Origin of the sequence: Massilia sp. Root418, from assembly GCF_001425265.1 — a bacterium.
In the GTDB taxonomy this organism is placed as follows: Bacteria; Pseudomonadota; Gammaproteobacteria; order Burkholderiales; family Burkholderiaceae_D; genus Rugamonas.
In genome coordinates, this window is the sequence record NZ_LMEC01000022.1 from 276688 (window position 1) to 294158 (window position 17471).

Consider the following 17471-nt stretch of genomic DNA (forward strand, 5'->3'; position numbering starts at 1 on the left):
AAAATATGAAACTCAAAACTATCGCCACCGCAACCGCAGCAGCGTGCGCCCTGGGCCTGGCCTGCGGCGCGCAAGCCCAGGTGTCCGGCGACACCATCAAGATCGGCTTCATCACCGACATGTCCGGCCTGTATTCCGATATCGACGGCCTGGGCGGTGCGGAAGCGATCAAGATGGCGATTGCCGATGCCGGCGTGGTCATCGCCGGCAAGAAAGTTGAATTCATCTCCGCCGACCACCAGAACAAGGCCGACATTGCCGCCTCCAAGGCGCGCGAATGGTTCGACCAGCAGGGCGTGGACCTGCTGATCGGCGGCACCAACTCGGGCGCCAACCTGGCCATGGCCAAGGTGGCGGGCGAGAAGAAAAAGATCTTCGTGTCGATCGGTGCCGGCTCGGCCCGCCTGACCAACGAGGAATGCACGCCGTACACCGTGCACTACGCCTACGACACCGTGGCGCTGGCGCGCGGCACCGGCGGCGCCATCGCCAAGCAGGGCGGCAAGAACTGGTACTTCATGACTGCCGACTATGCCTTCGGCCAGTCGCTGGAAAAAGATACCTCCGACGTGGTGAAGGCGGCCGGCGGCAAGGTGCTGGGCAGCGTGAAGCACCCGCTGTCGGCGTCCGACTTCTCGTCCTTCCTGCTGCAGGCGCAGTCGTCCGGCGCGCAGATCCTGGGCCTGGCCAACGCGGGCGGCGATGCCATCAACTCCATCAAGGCGGCCAACGAGTTCGGCATCACCAAGAAGATGAAGCTGGCCGGCCTGCTGATCTTCATCAACGACGTGCACTCGCTGGGCCTGAACACCACCCAGGGCATGTATTTGACCGACGGCTGGTACTGGGACCTGAACCCGGACACCCGCACCTGGTCCAAGCGCTACTTCGAGAAGATGAAGAAGGAGCCGTCCATGCTGCAGGCGGCCGACTATTCGGCCACCGCGAACTACCTGAAGGCCGTGAAGGCGGTCGGCACGGACGATTCGGACAAGGTGATGGCGCACCTGAAGAAGACCCCGATCAACGACATGTTCGCCAAGAACGGCGTGATCCGCCAGGATGGCCGCATGGTGCACGATATGTACCTGATGGAAGTGAAGAAGCCCGCGGAATCGAAATACCCCTGGGACTACTACAAGGTGGTGGCCACCATCCCCGGCGACCAGGCTTATGTGACCAAGGCCGAAACCAAGTGCGCGCTCTGGAAATAAGCTAGCAGCAGCCGCGCCGTCCCCGCGCTGCGGGGGCGGCTTGTCTTGACCCCGTCACCGGTTCCCGGTGATTTTTTTACTCGCGAGCCATGGCTATAACCGATATCCCCCTGTCCGCGTGGATGAGCCAGCTGTTGCTGGGTCTCGTCAACGGTTCCTTCTATGCCATGCTGTCGCTCGGCCTGGCCGTGATCTTCGGCCTGCTGAACGTCATCAATTTTTCGCACGGCGCCCTGTACATGATGGGCGCCTTCCTGGCCTGGCTGGGCATCAGCCATTTCGGCCTGAACTACTGGGCCATGCTGGCGCTGGCCCCCATCGTGGTCGGCCTGTTCGGCATCATCATAGAAAAGACCATGCTGCGCTGGCTCTACAAGCTGGACCACCTGTACGGCCTGCTGCTCACCTTCGGCATCACGCTGGTGGTGGAGGGCGTGTTCCGCTCCTTCTACGGCGTGTCCGGCCAGCCTTTCGACACCCCGGCGCTGCTGCAGGGCGCGACCGACCTCGGCTTCATGATCCTGCCGAACTACCGCGCCTTCGTGGTGGCCGCGTCGCTGCTGGTCTGCCTGGCCACCTGGTACGTGATTGAAAAGACCAAGCTCGGCTCCTATCTGCGCGCCGGCACCGAGAACCCCAAGCTGGTGGAAGCGTTCGGCATCAACGTGCCGCTCATGGTCACGCTGACCTACGGCTTCGGCGTGGCGCTGGCCGGCTTTGCCGGCGTGCTGGCCGCGCCCATCATCCAGGTGTCGCCGCTGATGGGCTCCAACCTGATTATCGTGGTGTTCGCCGTGGTGGTGATCGGCGGCATGGGTTCCATCATGGGCTCGATCGTGACCGGGCTGGCGCTGGGCGTCATCGAAGGCCTGACCCGCGTGCTGTATCCCGAGGGCTCGTCGGTGGTGGTGTTCGTGGTGATGGTCATCGTGCTGCTGCTGCGCCCCGCCGGCCTGTTCGGCAAAGAGAAATAAGAGGAAGCGTCCATGAATAAAAACATAGGCTATGCCATCGCCTTCGCCATCGCGCTGGCCGCGCCCTTCGTCGGCTATCCGGTGTTCCTGATGAAGCTGCTGTGCTTCTCGCTGTTCGCCTGCGCCTTCAACCTGCTGATCGGTTTCACCGGCCTGCTGTCCTTCGGCCACGCGGCCTTCTTCGGCGGCGCCGGCTACATTGCCGGCTACGCGCTGCGCGACCTGGGCTGGCCGTTCGAGCTGGGCCTGCTGGCCGGCATCCTGGGCGCCGCCCTGATCGGCCTGGTGATGGGCACGCTGGCGATCCGCCGCCAGGGCATTTATTTCTCGATGATCACGCTGGCGCTGGCGCAGATGGTGTACTTCGGCGCGCTGCGCGCACCGTTCACCGGTGGCGAGGACGGCTTGCAAGGCGTGCCGCGCGGAAAACTGCTGGGCCTTGTCGACCTGGCCAACGACACCGTGCTGTACTTCGTGGTGCTGGCCATCTGCGTGGCCGGCTTCGCGCTGATCGTACGCACCGTGCACTCGCCGTTCGGCCAGGTGCTGAAAGCCATCAAGGAAAACGAGCCGCGCGCCGTCTCGCTGGGCTACGACGTGGACAAGTACAAGCTGATGGCCTTCGTGCTGTCGGCCGCGCTGGCCGGCCTGGCCGGCGCCACCAAGACCGTTGTGCTGGGCTTTGAAACGCTGACCGACGTGCACTGGACCATGTCCGGCCTGGTCATCCTGATGACCCTGGTGGGCGGCATGGGCACGCTGGCCGGACCGATGCTGGGTGCGGTCATCATCATCCTGCTGGAAAACAAGCTGGGCGACATCGGCACCTTCCTGGCGCGCAATACCGGGGTGGAGTGGTTCAACACCCTGGGCGAAGCGGTCAGCATGGTGACGGGCCTGATCTTCGTGGCCTGCGTGCTGCTGTTCCGGCGCGGAATAATAGGGGAAATCGTGGCCCGCTTCGATCACAAGAAGCCGGCCTGAGCAAGCAAGAACGCCGGACTCGTCCGGCGTTTTTTTTACTTCCAATCTGAAAGAGGAGACGACATGACCAACCACCATATCCGCACGGCCGGGCTCATCAGACTGACCGCCGTGGCCGCCGCCGTGGCCACGCTGGCCACACTGGCCTCGTGCGGCGACAGCAGCAATGCGCCCGAAGAACTGAACGTGCTGCCGTCCTACCTGGGCACGGTCACCAGCACCACCTACGACGGCAGCACGGACGACCTGCTGACGGCGGGCCTGGGCCGCACCGGCCTGGCCGCCGCCGCCGCGCCCGCCTACGCCGACCCGCTCAAGCCCACCGCCGCCGAACTGCGCCGCAACGCCATCTACGCCAACTACCGCGCCGTGCTGGACATCAGCGCCAACAGCGGCTACGGCACCATGTATGGCCCCAACGTGAGCGCGGCCGGCGTGCCCGGCACGGGCGAGGGCAAGGTGGCGGGTACCGAATACATCGCCTACGCCGACGACGGCACCGGCAAGCAGAACGTGACGCTGATGGTGCAGGTGCCGGCCAGTTTTGATCCGGTCAATCCCTGCATCGTCACCGGCACCTCCAGCGGCTCGCGCGGCATCTACGGCGCCATCGGCAGCGCCGGGGAGTGGGGCCTGAAGAACAACTGCGCCGTGGCCTACGCCGACAAGGGCAGCGGCACCGGCCTCTACACATTCGAGGACGACAGCGTAAACCTGCAGAACGGCCAGCGCGCCGCCCGCGCCTCAGCCGGCAAGAATGCCAACTTCGCGCCCGACATCACGGAAGCCGACCGCGCCGCCTTTGCCGCCGCCAATCCCGGCCGCGTCGCCTTCAAGCACGCGCACTCGCAGCAGAATCCGGAAAAGGACTGGGGCAAGGTCACGCTGCAGGCGGTGGAGTTCGCCTATTACGTGCTGAACGAGCGCTACGGCCAGCTGGCATCGGACGGCAAGAGCCACCTGGTGCGCCTGACGCCGAAAAACAGCGTGGCGATCGCCTCGAGCATCTCGAACGGCGCCGGCGCGGCCTTGCTTGCCGCAGAGCAGGACACCAAGGGCCTTATCAGCGCCGTGGCGGCCACCGAGCCGCAAATCCAGCCCAAGACCGCCACCGGCTACGCCGTGCGCCTTGGCGGGGCTCCTGTGCCTTCCCAGGGCAAGCCGCTGTTCGATTACTCCACCTTTGCGGCCCTGTACCAGCCCTGCCTGGCCGAAGCGGCGCCGGGCGGACGCTGCAGCGCGCTGGCCGCCAAGGGCCTGCTGAACGGCAGCAGCCTGGCGGACCAGCAGAGCGACGCCAAGGCGCGCCTGAAGGCCTATGGCTGGAATGCGGACGCGGAGGTGCTGCAGGCTGCGCACGCCGGCACCAACATCCTGGTGGCGGTGACCTATGCTTATGCCTACGGCAAGTTCAGCGTGCTCGACAAGGTCTGCGGCTTCAGCTTCGCCACGGCGGACGCGGCCGGCGCGCCGCTACCGATGCCGGCAGCGGTGAAGGCGTCCAGCTTCGCCAGCCAGAACGGCATCATCGGCAGCGTCATCTACGAGAACTCGGTGGGCGGCGCCAAGGCCTACAACCTGGGCGTGTCGCCGTCCACCAACGCGGCGGACCAGTCGCTGGACGGCTTCCTGTGCCTGCGTTCGCTGGCCACCGGCGCCGACCCGGTCACCGGCACCGCGCTGAGCGGCAGCCTGGCGGCGCAGAGCGCACGCGTGAAGGCGGGCATCGCCGAAGTGCAGGCCAGCGGCAACCTGAAGGGCAGGCCGGCCATCATCGTGGCCGGCCGCAGCGATGCGCTGATCCCGGTGAACCACGCCTCGCGCGCCTACCTGGGCCTGAACGCCAGCGTGGAGGGGAGTGCCAGCAAGCTGCGCTACATCGAGGTGACCAACGCCAACCACTTCGACTCGTTCAGCAACGCGCTGCCGACCGTGGTCGTACCGCTGCACGTCTACCTGTTCCGCGCGCTCGATGCGGTGTACGCCAATCTGCGCAACCCGGCCGGGGCGCCGCTGCCGCCGTCGCAGCTGGTGCGCACCACCACGCGCGCCAGCAATGCGGTGCCGATCACGGCAGCCAACCTGCCGCCGATTGCCGCATCGGCCGGCGCCAACGCCATTGCCGTGTCCGGCACCACGGTGGACGTGCCGAACTGACCGGCTGAATCCGCAAGGCAAAACGCCGCCCGAGGGCGGCGTTTTTTTGTCCCGGCGGCCGGATCCTGCTACAGCGCCGCCGCGTAGATGGCGCGCGCATCGGCGCGGCTCAGTTCGCGCGGATTGTTCCCCAGCAAGCGGGTCTGCAGCATGGCCTCGTCCGCCAGCCGGTCCAGGTCGCTCTCGGCGATGCCGACTTGTTGCAGGCTGCGCTCTATCCCCGTGATGACCGCGATTTGCTGCATAGCAACAACGAGCGCCTCCGCCCTTGCTTCCACCGTACCCTCCGCGTGCGGCACCACGATGCCCGCCAGTTCCGCGTACAGCGGGGCCGCCTCGGGCGCATTGAAGCGCAGCACATGCGGCAGCACCAGCGAATTGGACAAGCCATGCGGTACGTGGAAAATGCCGCCGATCGGATAAGCCAGCGCGTGCACTGCCGCCACCGGCGCGTTCGAGAAGGCCTGCCCAGCCAGCATCGCCCCCAGCAGCATGGCCTGGCGTGCGGCCAGGTTTTTGCCGTTCTCGCACGCGGCGATCAGATTGCGCGACAGCAGTCCCAGTGCCTGGCGTGCCAGCATGTCGGACAGCGGGTTCTTCTTGTGGCGGCTGGTGTAGGCCTCGATGGCATGCACCATGGCATCGATGCCCGTGGCGGCCGTCACCATGGCGGGCAAGCCGGTGGTCAATTCCGCATCCAGGATGGCCAGGTCCGCATATAGCTGGGGCGCCACCACGCCCATCTTGGTGGTTGCGCCGGTGGTGACGATGGCGATATTGGTCACCTCCGAGCCAGTACCGGGGGTGGTTGGAATCTGCACCAGCGGCAGGCGAGCGCCCTTCACGTTACCGATGCCGTAGATGGCGGCCAACGGCTGGTCGCTGGCCGCCAGCACTGCGATCAGCTTGGCCACATCCATGGAGCTGCCGCCGCCGAGGCCGATGACCACATCCGCATGATGTTCGCGCGCAGCGGCCACGGCCGCCAGCACGATCTGCTCCGGCGGGTCCGCCACCACATCCGAATAGATTTTCACGTGGAACCCGGCGGCGGCCAGGCTGTCGGCGGGCGCCTGCACCAGCCCGGTTTTCAAAAAACCCGGATCGGTCACCAGCAGCGCGCGCTGCGCCGACGGAAAGCGGGCGCGCACGTGCTCCCCCAATTTCCGGGCTGCGCCCAGTTCGGAAACGATGTGGGCAACGGTACTGAAAGCGAAAGCAGGGAAGTCATTCATGGCGAGATCGGCTCAATGCTGGCAAGGAATGTTGGCATTCCAGCTTACACCAAAATTTGCCGAGCTGAGCCGCATTTTCCCCTCCTTCGGGGTCAGACCCCGAAGTGGGCAAAATGCGGCTCAGCTCGTTTGGGCGCCGGCGAGGAGAGGGTTTCTTACGTACAATGACGAGCTTCTAACTGGCCGCGCAGACGGCGTACATGGGGCGTTATGGTGGATTTCCTGGTGTTGGGTGTGGCGGCGTTTGCCGCGGGGCTGGTGGATGCGGTGGTGGGTGGGGGCGGACTGATCCAGATTCCGGTGCTGTTTTCGGTGTTCGGCAATACAGCGCCGGCCACGCTGCTCGGGACCAGCAAGCTGGCCGGCATCTTCGGCACGGCGGCGGCGGCGGTCAACTACGCGCGGCGCGTCAGCATCGCCTGGACCACGGCGGCGCCGGCTGCCATGGCGGCTTTCCTGTTCGCCTTCCTCGGCGCCTACACGGTGACCAGGATACCGCCCGACTTCATGCGCACCCTGCTGCCCATCGTGCTGATTGCAGTGGCGGTGTACACCTTCTGGCGCAAGGACTTCGGCAGCATCCACGCCCCGCTGCACACCGGCACCCGGGAGCGGCTGATGGCTGTGGGCTGCGGCGCACTGATCGGTTTCTACGACGGCTTCTTCGGCCCCGGCACCGGCAGCTTCCTGGTGTTCCTGTTCGTGCGCTTCTTCGGCTTCGACTTCCTGGCGGCCTCGGCGGTGGCCAAGGTGGTGAACGTGGCCTGCAACTTTGCCGCGCTGATGTGGTTCGGCTACTCGGGCCACTTGCTGTGGCAACTGGGCCTGTTGATGGCGGCATGCCAGGTGGCGGGTTCGCTGATCGGCACCAAGCTGGCGATGAAGCACGGTAGCGGTTTCGTGCGCCGCCTGTTCCTGATCGTGGTGACCGTCCTGATCTTCAAAACCGGCTACGACGCGTTTCTGAAGTAATTGTTTCACGTGGAACAGCGGACGAGGGCGCTTCGGCGCCCTCTTTTTTTTGCTCGTAGCGTACATCGGGCAGTGTTCCACGTGGAACAATTCACCTAATTTTTCTGCCTAAAAAAGTCGCAGCTGTAAAAAGACTCTATAATCTGATCTCATTCCTCGCATTCACCCCAATACCAAAAATGTTATTTCCTACCCAATTCGACGTCATCGTTGTCGGCGGCGGTCACGCCGGCACCGAGGCCGCCCTGGCTTCCGCCCGCATGGGCCAGAAGACGCTCTTGCTGACGCACAACATCGAGACGCTGGGCCAGATGTCGTGCAATCCTTCCATCGGCGGCATCGGCAAAGGCCACCTGGTCAAGGAAGTCGATGCGATGGGCGGCGCCATGGCGATCGCCACCGACGAGGCGGGCATCCAGTTCCGCATCCTGAATTCCTCCAAGGGCCCTGCCGTGCGCGCCACCCGCGCCCAGGCCGACCGCATTCTGTACAAGCAGGCCATCCGCTCGCGCCTGGAAAACCAGCCTAACCTGTGGCTGTTCCAGCAGGCCGTGGACGACCTGATGGTGGAGGGCGACCGCGTGGTGGGCGCCGTGACCCAGATCGGCTTGAAGTTCCTGGCCCCTGCCGTGGTGCTGACGGCCGGCACTTTCCTGGACGGGAAGATCCACGTCGGTCTGCAGAATTACTCGGCCGGCCGCGCCGGCGACCCGCCCGCGATCTCGCTGTCGGCCCGCCTGAAAGAGCTGAAATTGCCGCAGGGCCGCCTGAAGACCGGCACGCCGCCGCGCATCGACGGCCGCAGTATCGACCTGTCGGCCATGACCGAACAGCCGGGCGACCTGGACCCGGTGCCGGTGTTTTCCGTCATGGGCAGTGCCGCCATGCACCCGCGCCAGATGCCTTGCTGGGTGACCCATACCAACACCAAAACGCACGACATCATCCGCGCCGGCCTGGACCGTAGCCCGATGTATACCGGCGTTATCGAAGGTGTCGGCCCGCGCTATTGCCCATCCATCGAGGACAAGATTCACCGCTTCTCGTCCAAGGAATCGCACCAGATTTTCCTGGAGCCGGAAGGCCTGACGACCAATGAATTCTATCCAAATGGCATCTCCACCAGCCTGCCGTTTGACGTGCAGATCGAGCTGGTGCGCTCGATGAAAGGCATGGAAAACGCCCACATCCTGCGTCCCGGTTACGCCATCGAATACGACTATTTCGACCCGCGCGGCCTCAAGGCGTCGCTGGAAACCAAGGCCGTGGGCGGCCTGTATTTCGCCGGCCAGATCAACGGCACCACCGGCTATGAAGAGGCCGCCGCGCAGGGCATGCTGGCCGGTATCAACGCCGCGCTGCAGACCCAGGGCAAGGAAGCCTGGACCCCGGCGCGTTCGGAAGCCTACCTGGGCGTGCTGGTGGACGACCTGGTCACGCAGGGCGTGCAGGAGCCGTACCGCATGTTTACCAGCCGCGCCGAGTACCGTCTGAGCCTGCGCGAAGACAACGCGGACATGCGCTTGACCGAGATCGGCCGCAAGCTGGGCGTGGTCGGCGACGCGCAGTGGGAAGCCTTCGACCGCAAGCGCGAAGCCGTGGCCAAGGAGCTGGAACGCCTGCGTTCCACGTGGGTGAACCCGCGCATCCTGGCGGCGGACGAGTCCGAACGCGTGATCGGCCAGGCCATCGAGCGCGAGTATTCGCTGGCCGATCTGCTGCGCCGTCCGGGCGTGGCCTACGACAAGCTGATGACCATGTCGGGCGTGGAAGGCCAGGCGCTGGCAGGCCCCGGCGTGGACGACGCGGCGGTGCAGGAACAGGTGGAAATCCAGCTCAAATATTCGGGCTACATCGACCGCCAGAGCAAGGAAGTGGAGCGCCACGAGCACTACGAAAACCTGAAACTGCCGGAAGCGTTCAACTATCTGGACATCACGGCACTGTCGGTGGAGGTGCGCCAGAAGCTGCATGCGCAGCGCCCGGAAACCCTGGGCCAGGCGTCGCGCATCTCCGGCGTGACCCCGGCGGCGATTTCGCTGCTGCTGGTGCACCTGAAAAAGACCGGTTTCGGCGGGTTTGTGAACTTGAAAGATGAGGCTGTTCAATGAAGTTGTTCGACCGTGCAGCATTGGCCGAAGTGTTGAAAAAGGGCGTGGCGGAACTGGCTGTGGAGCTGTCCGCCGCGCAGCAGGAGCAGCTGCTGGACTACCTGGCGCTGCTGAACAAGTGGAATAGCGTCTACAACCTGACGTCCGTGCGCGATCCGATGCAGATGATGACGCTGCATTTGCTGGACTCGCTGGCCGCCGTGCCGGCATTCGACGGTGCGCAGAACGTGCTGGACGTGGGGGCGGGCGGCGGCCTGCCGGGCGTGGTGCTGGCGATCTCGAAGCCGGACATGAAGCTGTCCATGATCGACACGGTGCACAAGAAAACCGCCTTCCTGACGCAGGTGAAGGCGGAACTGGGCCTGGCCAACGTGACGGTGTACACGAAGAAGGTGCAGGAGCTGGAGGTGAAGCAGCCATTCGACGTGATCACCTCGCGCGCCTTCGCCGACCTGAGCGACTTCGTGAACTGGTCCGGGCACCTGCTGGCCCAAGGCGGACGCTTCATCGCCCTGAAAGGCACGGCGCCGCAGGACGAGCGCGAGCGCCTGCCCGAGCCGTGGAAGGTGGAACGGCTGCAGGCCCTGAAAGTGCCGGGGCTGGAGGCGGAGCGCCACCTGGTATTCATCCAACAGGCATAACGGAATATACGGTATAAATCATTTATACCGTATAAACAGAATAAACAAACTAAACGATTTATACCATATAAACGATATAGCTAATAAGAAGAGTACATGGCCAAAATTTTTTGTGTAGCGAATCAAAAGGGCGGCGTGGGCAAGACCACCACCACGGTCAACCTCTCCGCCGGACTGGCCAAACTGAACCAGCGCGTATTGCTGGTGGACCTGGACCCGCAGGGCAACGCCACCATGGGCGCGGGCATCAACAAGGCCGGCCTGGCAGCGTCGACCTATGAAGTGCTGCTGGGCCAGTCGGACGTGGCCACGGCGCGCCAGCGTTCGGAGGCGGGGCGCTTCGACGTGCTGCCGTCCAACCGCGAGCTGGCGGGCGCCGAAGTGGAGATGGTGGAGCTGGACAACCGCGAGCGCCGCCTGAAGGATGCGCTGGCTGCCGTCGACAAGGAGTACGACTTCATCCTGATCGACTGCCCGCCGGCACTGTCCATGCTGACCTTGAACGGCCTGTGCGCCGCGCACGGCGTGATCATTCCGATGCAGTGCGAGTACTACGCGCTGGAAGGCCTGTCGGACCTGGTGAACACCATCAAGAAGGTGCACGCCAACCTGAACCCGGACCTGAAGATCATCGGCCTGCTGCGCGTCATGTTCGATCCGCGCATGACGCTGTCGCAGCAAGTGTCTGCGCAGCTGGAGCAGCACTTCGGCGACAAGGTCTTCAAGACCATCATTCCGCGCAATGTGCGCCTGGCCGAAGCGCCGTCGTACGGCATGCCGGGCGTGACCTTCGATCCATCCTCCAAGGGCGCGCAGGCTTACATCGCCTTCGGCGCCGAGATGGTCAAGCGTATCAAGAAGATGTAACAGGACAAATTATGGCAACGAAGAAACTCAAAGGCCTGGGTCGCGGCCTGGACGCCCTGCTGGGCGGCGATGGCGATCCATCCAACCCGGCGGCGAACGGCAGCGCGCCGACCGAGCTGGCGGTCGCGCACATGCAAGCGGGCAAATACCAGCCGCGCACGCGCATGGACGAGGGCGGTCTGGCCGAGCTGGCCGCTTCCATCAAGACCCAGGGCATCATGCAGCCCATCCTGGTGCGCCCGATCGCGCCGGCCAAGGGCAGCGCGGTCAAATATGAAATCATCGCCGGCGAGCGCCGCTTCCGCGCGGCGCAGCTGGCCGGCCTGGAAAACGTGCCGGTGCTGGTGCGCGAGGTGGACGACAAGACCGCCGCCGCCATGGCGCTGATCGAGAATATCCAGCGCGAAGACTTGAACCCGCTGGAAGAGGCGCAGGGCATCCAGCGCCTGATCACCGACTTCGACTTCACCCACGAGCAGGCGGCCACCGCCGTCGGCCGCTCGCGCAGCGCAGTGTCCAACCTGCTCAGGCTGATCAACCTCGCCGGCCCGGTGCAGACCATGCTGATGGCCGGCGACATCGACATGGGCCACGCGCGCGCCCTGCTGGCGGTGGATGCGGCCACCCAGATCACGCTGGCAAATGTTGTCGTAGCGAAACGCCTGTCGGTGCGCGAGACGGAAAAGCTGGTGCAGCGCGCCCAGGAAGAGCAGTCCGAGCAGGCGCAGCGCAAGCAGAAGGACAAATCCGGCGACATCCTGCGCCTGGAGGAAGAGCTGGCCGACCTGCTGGCCACGCCGGTGGTGTTCAAGATGGGCAGTAAGGGCCGCGGCCAGATGGTGATCGACTTTGCCGACCTGGATGTGCTGGACGGACTGCTGACCCGTCTGCGCGGCTAAGCCGCCGCCGCGGCCCGTCCTGCATCGTGACGGACCAACTGTAGGGCGGGTTAGCGGGCGCAGCCCGCGTAACCCGCCATGCGGAAAGCCGAGTAACCAGAAGTCATGGCAATGTTGACACAGTGATAGCGCGCACACCGCGCACCATCCTGGTGCATATGCTCAAAAACCGTCTCTTTCTTGCCCAAACAGCCATGTTGCGGCGCACCATGTTTGACCAAACTAAGCAAATCCTAATATAATCCCGTGTCTTTAGGTGTATACGCTTTCTCTGGGAACCCGGCAAGTGAGTGATTTTTTTCAGCGCATTGCCTCTCCGGTGTTTAAAGTTGTTGCCTTGCAGTTCACAATCGCCACGTTTTTCTCCGCCGCCACTGCCTATTTCGGCAGCGTTGAGAGAGGCTGGTCTGCCGCTTTAGGCGGAGCGATCGCAGTCATCGGGAGCCTGGTGTACGCGATGATAGTCGCGGGCGAAACGAACGACGCAAAGAAAGCATTCCGGACGCATTTTCGCGCCGAGATGGTTAAAGTTTTCATAACGGCAGCGCTGTTCATTACTGCGCTGGTACTGTTCTCGTCGGCCGCATGGTTATGGCTGATCATAGGTTTCGCGGTAGCGACCCTGGCTTACTGGTTCGCGCTGCTAGCAGTTTAATTAACAAAATCTGGCAAACATTATGACCACTGAACACGGGGGCCACGCGGCCCCGGCTAACGCCACAGAGTACATTCAGCACCACTTGTCGCACCTGCGCAATGCGGATAACACCATCAACCTGGATACGTTCTGGGTTTCGGCACTTCTGGGCCTGGTGTTCCTGGGCGTCTTCTACATGGCTGCCCGCCGTGCCACCCCTGGCGTGCCAGGCAAGCTGCAGAACTTCGTCGAGTGGATCATGGAATTGGTCAACGACACCGTCAATTCCGCTTTCCACGCCAAGAGCAAGGTAATCGCGCCGCTGGCCATCACCATCTTCGTGTGGGTATGGCTGATGAACGCGATGGACTTCCTGCCGGTTGACCTGCTGCCGAAAGTGCTGGAATTCTTCGGCGTCTACAAGCTGCGCGTGGTGCCGACCGCCGACGTGAACCACACCTTCGGCATGTCGTTCTCGGTGCTGCTGTGCATTATCGCTTTCTCCATCAAGGCCAAGGGCGTTGGTGGCTGGACCAAAGAACTGTTTACCGCGCCGTTCCACGCGCATGGCGCCATGGCCATCGTGCTGGCCCCGGTGAACTTCGTTTTCCAAATGATCGAGCTGGTAGCGAAGCCTATTTCGCTGGCGCTGCGACTGTTCGGCAACATGTATGCCGGCGAACTGATTTTCATTCTGATCGCGTTGTTGCCTTGGTGGGCGCAGTGGCTGTTGGGTGGTCCATGGGCAATCTTCCACATTCTGATTGTAACTCTGCAAGCTTTTGTGTTTATGGCGTTGACGGTTGTGTATCTGGCCCTTGCGGTTGAGAAGCATTAATCAGCAACTTTATATTTGTTTTTTTAGTATCTTTCGTTTTTTTTAAATTTAGGAGAATTTTATGCAAGCTCTGATCGCACAAGTACAAAGCATGACCGTTCTGGCCGTAGCCATCATCGTAGGTCTGGCCGCAATCGGCACCGCACTGGGCTTCGCTATTCTGGGCGGCAAATTCCTGGAAGCTTCGGCTCGCCAGCCTGAACTGATGCCACAACTGCAAACCAAGCTGTTCGTTATCGCTGGTCTGCTGGATGCCATCTCGATGATCGGTGTTGGTGTTGCTCTGCTGTTCACGTTCAACAACCCATTCCTGACCGCTGTTCTGGCTGCTCACTAATCTTCGCTTCATGCGGGGAAACTTTTTAGGAGCAAGGTATGGACATTAATATGTCGCTCATCGGCCAGATGATCACCTTCGGGGTGCTCGTATGGTTCTCGATGAAATTCGTATTCCCAGCGTTGAATTCCACGCTGGACGAGCGTGCCAAGCGTATCGCCGATGGTCTGGCTGCGGCCGACCAGGGCAAGGCTTCGATGGAAATCGCTGAAAAGCGCGCTTCCGAAGCCCTGACCTCCGCCCGCGACGAAGCTGCCCAGCGCGTCGCGGACGCCGAGAAGCGTGCGCAACTGGTGGCTGAAGAAATTAAAGCCAACGCCAAAGCCGAAGCCGACCGCATCATTGCACAAGCCAAAGCTGAAGCCGAACAGCAAGTTACCCAAGCCCGCGAAGCTCTGCGCGCCCAGGTAGCCGACCTGGCGGTCAAAGGTGCCGAGCAGATCTTGAAGCGTGAAGTCACCGCGTCGGCCCACGCCGACCTGCTGGCCCGCCTCGCGACTGAGCTGTAATCATGGCTGAACTCGCAACCGTCGCCCGTCCCTACGCGGAAGCCCTCTTCCGCGTAGCCCAAGCCGGCAACCTCGCGCAGTGGTCCGATCTGGTGTCCGAACTGGCCCAGATCGGCGGCAACGCCGATGTGCTGGACTATGCCCGCAATCCGAAAGTTTCGGAAAGCGATGTCGCTGCCACCATTCAGTCCCTGGTGAAATCGCCGCTGAACGCGGAAGCCAATAACTTCCTCGGCATGCTGGTTGCCAACAATCGTATCGAATTGCTGCCTGAAATCGGCGCCCAGTTCCAGCTGTTGAAAAACGGCGCGGAAGGTGCGGCGGATGCCGAAATCACGAGCGCGTTCGACATGAGCGCCGCCCAGGTTGCCGAGCTGGTTGCCACGCTGGAAAAGAAATTCAGCCGCAAGCTCAACCCGAGCGTGACCGTAGACCCATCGTTGATCGGTGGCGTGCGCGTGGTCGTCGGTGATGAAGTGCTCGACACTTCGGTCCGCGCCAGGCTGCAGCAGATGCGTTCCGCGCTGGTCGCTTAAGACCCGCTGGCCGCTACGGCAGACCAAATATACCCTCGCGCAAGCGGAGAGAACTACATTTAGGAGTTAGTATGCAACTCAACCCATCTGAAATCAGCGAGCTGATCAAGAGCCGGATCCAAGGCATTGATGGCGGCGCTGAAGTGCGCAATCAAGGCACGGTTATTTCCGTAGCCGACGGTATCTGCCGCATCCACGGTCTGTCGGACGTAATGCAAGGCGAGATGCTGGAATTCCCAGGCAACACCTTCGGCCTGGCCATGAACCTGGAGCGCGACTCCGTCGGCGCCGTGATCCTGGGTGCTTACGAGCACATCTCGGAAGGCGACACCGTCAAGTGCACCGGCCGTATCCTGGAAGTGCCGGTCGGTCCTGAACTGCGCGGCCGCGTGGTCAACGCCCTGGGCCAGCCGATCGACGGCAAAGGTCCGGTCGACGCCAAGCTGACCTCGCCAATCGAAAAGATCGCTCCGGGCGTTATCGCCCGCGAATCCGTGTCGCAGCCTATGCAGACCGGCCTGAAGTCGATCGACGCGATGGTGCCAATTGGCCGTGGCCAGCGTGAGCTGATCATTGGCGACCGCCAGACTGGTAAGTCGGCGGTAGCGGTTGATGCGATCATCAACCAAAAAGGCCAGGGCATGACTTGCATCTACGTTGCAATCGGCCAGAAAGCTTCCACCATCAAGAACATCGTGCGTTCCCTGGAACAGCACGGCGCAATGGAGTACACCATTGTTGTGGCTGCAACCGCGTCGGAATCGGCTGCGATGCAGTACATCTCGGCCTACTCCGGCTGCACCATGGGCGAATACTTCCGCGACCGCGGCGAAGACGCCCTGATCGTGTACGATGACCTGTCCAAGCAAGCTGTTGCCTACCGTCAGATCTCCCTGCTGCTGCGCCGCCCACCAGGCCGCGAAGCGTACCCAGGCGACGTGTTCTACCTGCACAGCCGCCTGCTGGAACGCGCAGCACGCGTGAACGCCGACTACGTCGAAGCCTTCACCGGCGGCGCAGTCAAAGGCAAGACCGGTTCGCTGACCGCGCTGCCGATCATTGAAACCCAGGCTGGCGACGTTTCGGCGTTCGTGCCAACCAACGTGATTTCGATTACCGACGGCCAGATCTTCCTGGAAACCTCGCTGTTCAACTCCGGTATCCGTCCTGCAATTAACGCAGGTATCTCGGTATCGCGCGTTGGTGGCGCCGCCCAGACCAAGGTCATCAAAAACCTGTCCGGCGGTATCCGTACCGACTTGGCGCAGTACCGTGAACTGGCTGCGTTCGCGCAGTTCGCATCAGACCTGGACGAATCGACCCGCAAGCAGCTGGACCGCGGCGCGCGCGTGACCGAACTGCTGAAGCAGGCTCAGTACTCGCCACTGTCGATTTCCCTGATGGGCGCATCCCTGTTCGCAGTGAACAAGGGCTTCCTGGACGACGTGGCAGTGAAGAAAGTGCTGCCATTCGAAGCCGGCCTGCACGCCTACCTGAAGACCAAGCAAGCTGCTCTGCTGGCCAAGATCGAAGAAACCAAGCAACTGGACAAAGACGGCGAAGCTGCCCTGTCGGCCGCCATTGCTGATTTCAAAAAATCCGGCGCATTTTAAGCGGCACGGCGGTCCCGGCTCCGGCCTCGGACCGCCTTCAGCGCAGAAGGAGTAAGGACTCATGGCAGTAGGCAAAGAGATACGTGGCAAGATCAAAAGCGTAGAGAATACGAAAAAGATCACCAAGGCGATGGAAATGGTCGCCGCATCGAAAATGCGCAAGGCGCAGGATCGCATGCGCGCCGCCCGTCCCTACAGTGACAAGGTTCGTAACATCGCCGCTAATCTGGCAACCGCCAACCCTGAATACACGCACCCGTTCCTGGCGCAAGCGCAGGGAACCGAAGCGAAAGCAGTGGGTTTCATCATCGTCACGACCGACAAGGGTCTGTGCGGTGGCTTGAACACCAACGTGCTGCGCATGGTGACGGCGAAAACGCGCGAGCTGGAAACGGCCGGCGTCAAGGTTGAAGCGGTAGCCATCGGTAACAAAGGTTTGGGGTTCTTGAATCGGGTTGGCGTTCCTGTCGTTGCGCAAGCGACGCAGATCGGCGACACGCCGCACCTGGACAAATTGATCGGACCTGTGAAGGTCATGCTCGAAAAGTTCACGGAAGGCAAACTCGACGCAGTGTACCTGTGCTATACCAAGTTCATCAACACAATGAAGCAAGAGCCGCAAGTGCAGCAGCTGCTGCCGCTGACGGCGGACAACATCACGGCCGACAAGGGTAGCCACAAGTGGGACTACATCTACGAGCCGGATGCAGCGACCGTGATTGACGAACTGCTGGAGCGCTACATTGAAGCGCTGGTATACCAGGCGGTGGCGGAAAACCTGGCGTCCGAGCAATCGGCCCGCATGGTGGCCATGAAGGCCGCCAGCGACAACGCAGGTAGCGTCATCGGTGAACTGAAGCTGATCTATAACAAGACGCGTCAGGCTGCGATTACCAAAGAACTCTCCGAAATCGTTGCCGGTGCGGCTGCGGTTTAAACGAATTTAA

17 protein-coding genes are annotated in these 17471 nt (G+C 62.6%); 16 read left to right on the plus strand and 1 reads right to left on the minus strand.

The window, feature by feature from the left end:
• Nucleotides 1-5 precede the first annotated feature (5 nt).
• From ASC94_RS21780 to ASC94_RS21795, 4 genes are all read left to right on the plus strand, one after another.
• A complete protein-coding gene (locus ASC94_RS21780) occupies nt 6-1214 on the plus strand; it encodes an ABC transporter substrate-binding protein (protein WP_056400490.1) in 1209 nt (402 codons plus the stop codon).
• 89 nt (nt 1215-1303) lie between these two features.
• The gene (locus tag ASC94_RS21785) at nt 1304-2188 is read left to right on the plus strand and encodes a branched-chain amino acid ABC transporter permease (RefSeq protein ID WP_056400494.1); all 885 of its coding nucleotides are present in this window, start codon (nt 1304-1306) and stop codon (nt 2186-2188) included.
• A 12-nt stretch (nt 2189-2200) separates the two neighbouring features.
• Complete coding sequence (locus ASC94_RS21790) at nt 2201-3172, plus strand: branched-chain amino acid ABC transporter permease (protein ID WP_056400500.1); 972 nt, start codon at nt 2201-2203, stop codon at nt 3170-3172.
• Between the two features lie 63 nt (nt 3173-3235).
• Nucleotides 3236-5329 (plus strand): 3-hydroxybutyrate oligomer hydrolase family protein, encoded by a 2094-nt coding sequence (locus ASC94_RS21795; protein ID WP_056400503.1) that lies wholly within the window; start codon nt 3236-3238, stop codon nt 5327-5329.
• 68 nt (nt 5330-5397) lie between these two features.
• On the opposite strand, the gene ASC94_RS21800 is transcribed toward ASC94_RS21795, so the two are convergent.
• Entirely contained in the window at nt 5398-6564 is a 1167-nt protein-coding gene (locus tag ASC94_RS21800) for an iron-containing alcohol dehydrogenase (protein WP_056400506.1), read from the minus strand.
• Nucleotides 6565-6774: 210 nt separating this feature from the next.
• On the opposite strand from ASC94_RS21800, the gene ASC94_RS21805 reads away from it, so the two are divergent.
• The 12 genes from ASC94_RS21805 to atpG all read left to right on the plus strand — a co-directional run bounded on the left by ASC94_RS21805 (nt 6775) and on the right by atpG (nt 17461).
• Nucleotides 6775-7536: a TSUP family transporter gene (locus ASC94_RS21805; RefSeq protein WP_056400507.1), complete on the plus strand. Its 762-nt coding sequence runs from the start codon at nt 6775-6777 to the stop codon at nt 7534-7536.
• A gap of 179 nt (nt 7537-7715) precedes the next feature.
• A complete protein-coding gene (gene mnmG / locus ASC94_RS21810; protein WP_056400510.1) occupies nt 7716-9647 on the plus strand; it encodes a tRNA uridine-5-carboxymethylaminomethyl(34) synthesis enzyme MnmG in 1932 nt (643 codons plus the stop codon).
• Nucleotides 9644-10288: a 16S rRNA (guanine(527)-N(7))-methyltransferase RsmG gene (gene rsmG, locus ASC94_RS21815; protein ID WP_056400514.1), complete on the plus strand. Its 645-nt coding sequence runs from the start codon at nt 9644-9646 to the stop codon at nt 10286-10288. Before mnmG ends, rsmG begins: the two co-directional genes overlap by 4 nt.
• Nucleotides 10289-10384: 96 nt before the next feature.
• Nucleotides 10385-11155 carry a ParA family protein gene (locus ASC94_RS21820; RefSeq protein WP_025595436.1) on the plus strand — a complete coding sequence of 257 codons (771 nt, stop codon included), beginning with the start codon at nt 10385-10387 and terminating at the stop codon, nt 11153-11155.
• An 11-nt stretch (nt 11156-11166) separates the two neighbouring features.
• Nucleotides 11167-12054: a ParB/RepB/Spo0J family partition protein gene (locus ASC94_RS21825; RefSeq protein ID WP_056400521.1), complete on the plus strand. Its 888-nt coding sequence runs from the start codon at nt 11167-11169 to the stop codon at nt 12052-12054.
• 286 nt (nt 12055-12340) lie between these two features.
• A complete protein-coding gene (locus tag ASC94_RS21830; RefSeq protein WP_056401491.1) occupies nt 12341-12709 on the plus strand; it encodes an ATP synthase subunit I in 369 nt (122 codons plus the stop codon).
• A gap of 22 nt (nt 12710-12731) precedes the next feature.
• Nucleotides 12732-13529: a F0F1 ATP synthase subunit A gene (atpB, locus tag ASC94_RS21835; protein WP_056400524.1), complete on the plus strand. Its 798-nt coding sequence runs from the start codon at nt 12732-12734 to the stop codon at nt 13527-13529.
• 61 nt (nt 13530-13590) lie between these two features.
• Nucleotides 13591-13866 (plus strand): F0F1 ATP synthase subunit C, encoded by a 276-nt coding sequence (gene atpE / locus ASC94_RS21840; RefSeq protein ID WP_025595441.1) that lies wholly within the window; start codon nt 13591-13593, stop codon nt 13864-13866.
• A 38-nt stretch (nt 13867-13904) separates the two neighbouring features.
• Nucleotides 13905-14375, plus strand: coding sequence for a F0F1 ATP synthase subunit B (locus ASC94_RS21845; protein WP_056400527.1), 471 nt, complete (start codon nt 13905-13907; stop codon nt 14373-14375).
• A gap of 2 nt (nt 14376-14377) precedes the next feature.
• Complete coding sequence (locus ASC94_RS21850) at nt 14378-14911, plus strand: F0F1 ATP synthase subunit delta (RefSeq protein WP_056400529.1); 534 nt, start codon at nt 14378-14380, stop codon at nt 14909-14911.
• A 71-nt stretch (nt 14912-14982) separates the two neighbouring features.
• Entirely contained in the window at nt 14983-16524 is a 1542-nt protein-coding gene (gene atpA, locus ASC94_RS21855) for a F0F1 ATP synthase subunit alpha (protein ID WP_025595446.1), read from the plus strand.
• Nucleotides 16525-16585: 61 nt separating this feature from the next.
• Complete coding sequence (gene atpG, locus ASC94_RS21860; RefSeq protein ID WP_025595447.1) at nt 16586-17461, plus strand: F0F1 ATP synthase subunit gamma; 876 nt, start codon at nt 16586-16588, stop codon at nt 17459-17461.
• Nucleotides 17462-17471: the final 10 nt, after the last annotated feature.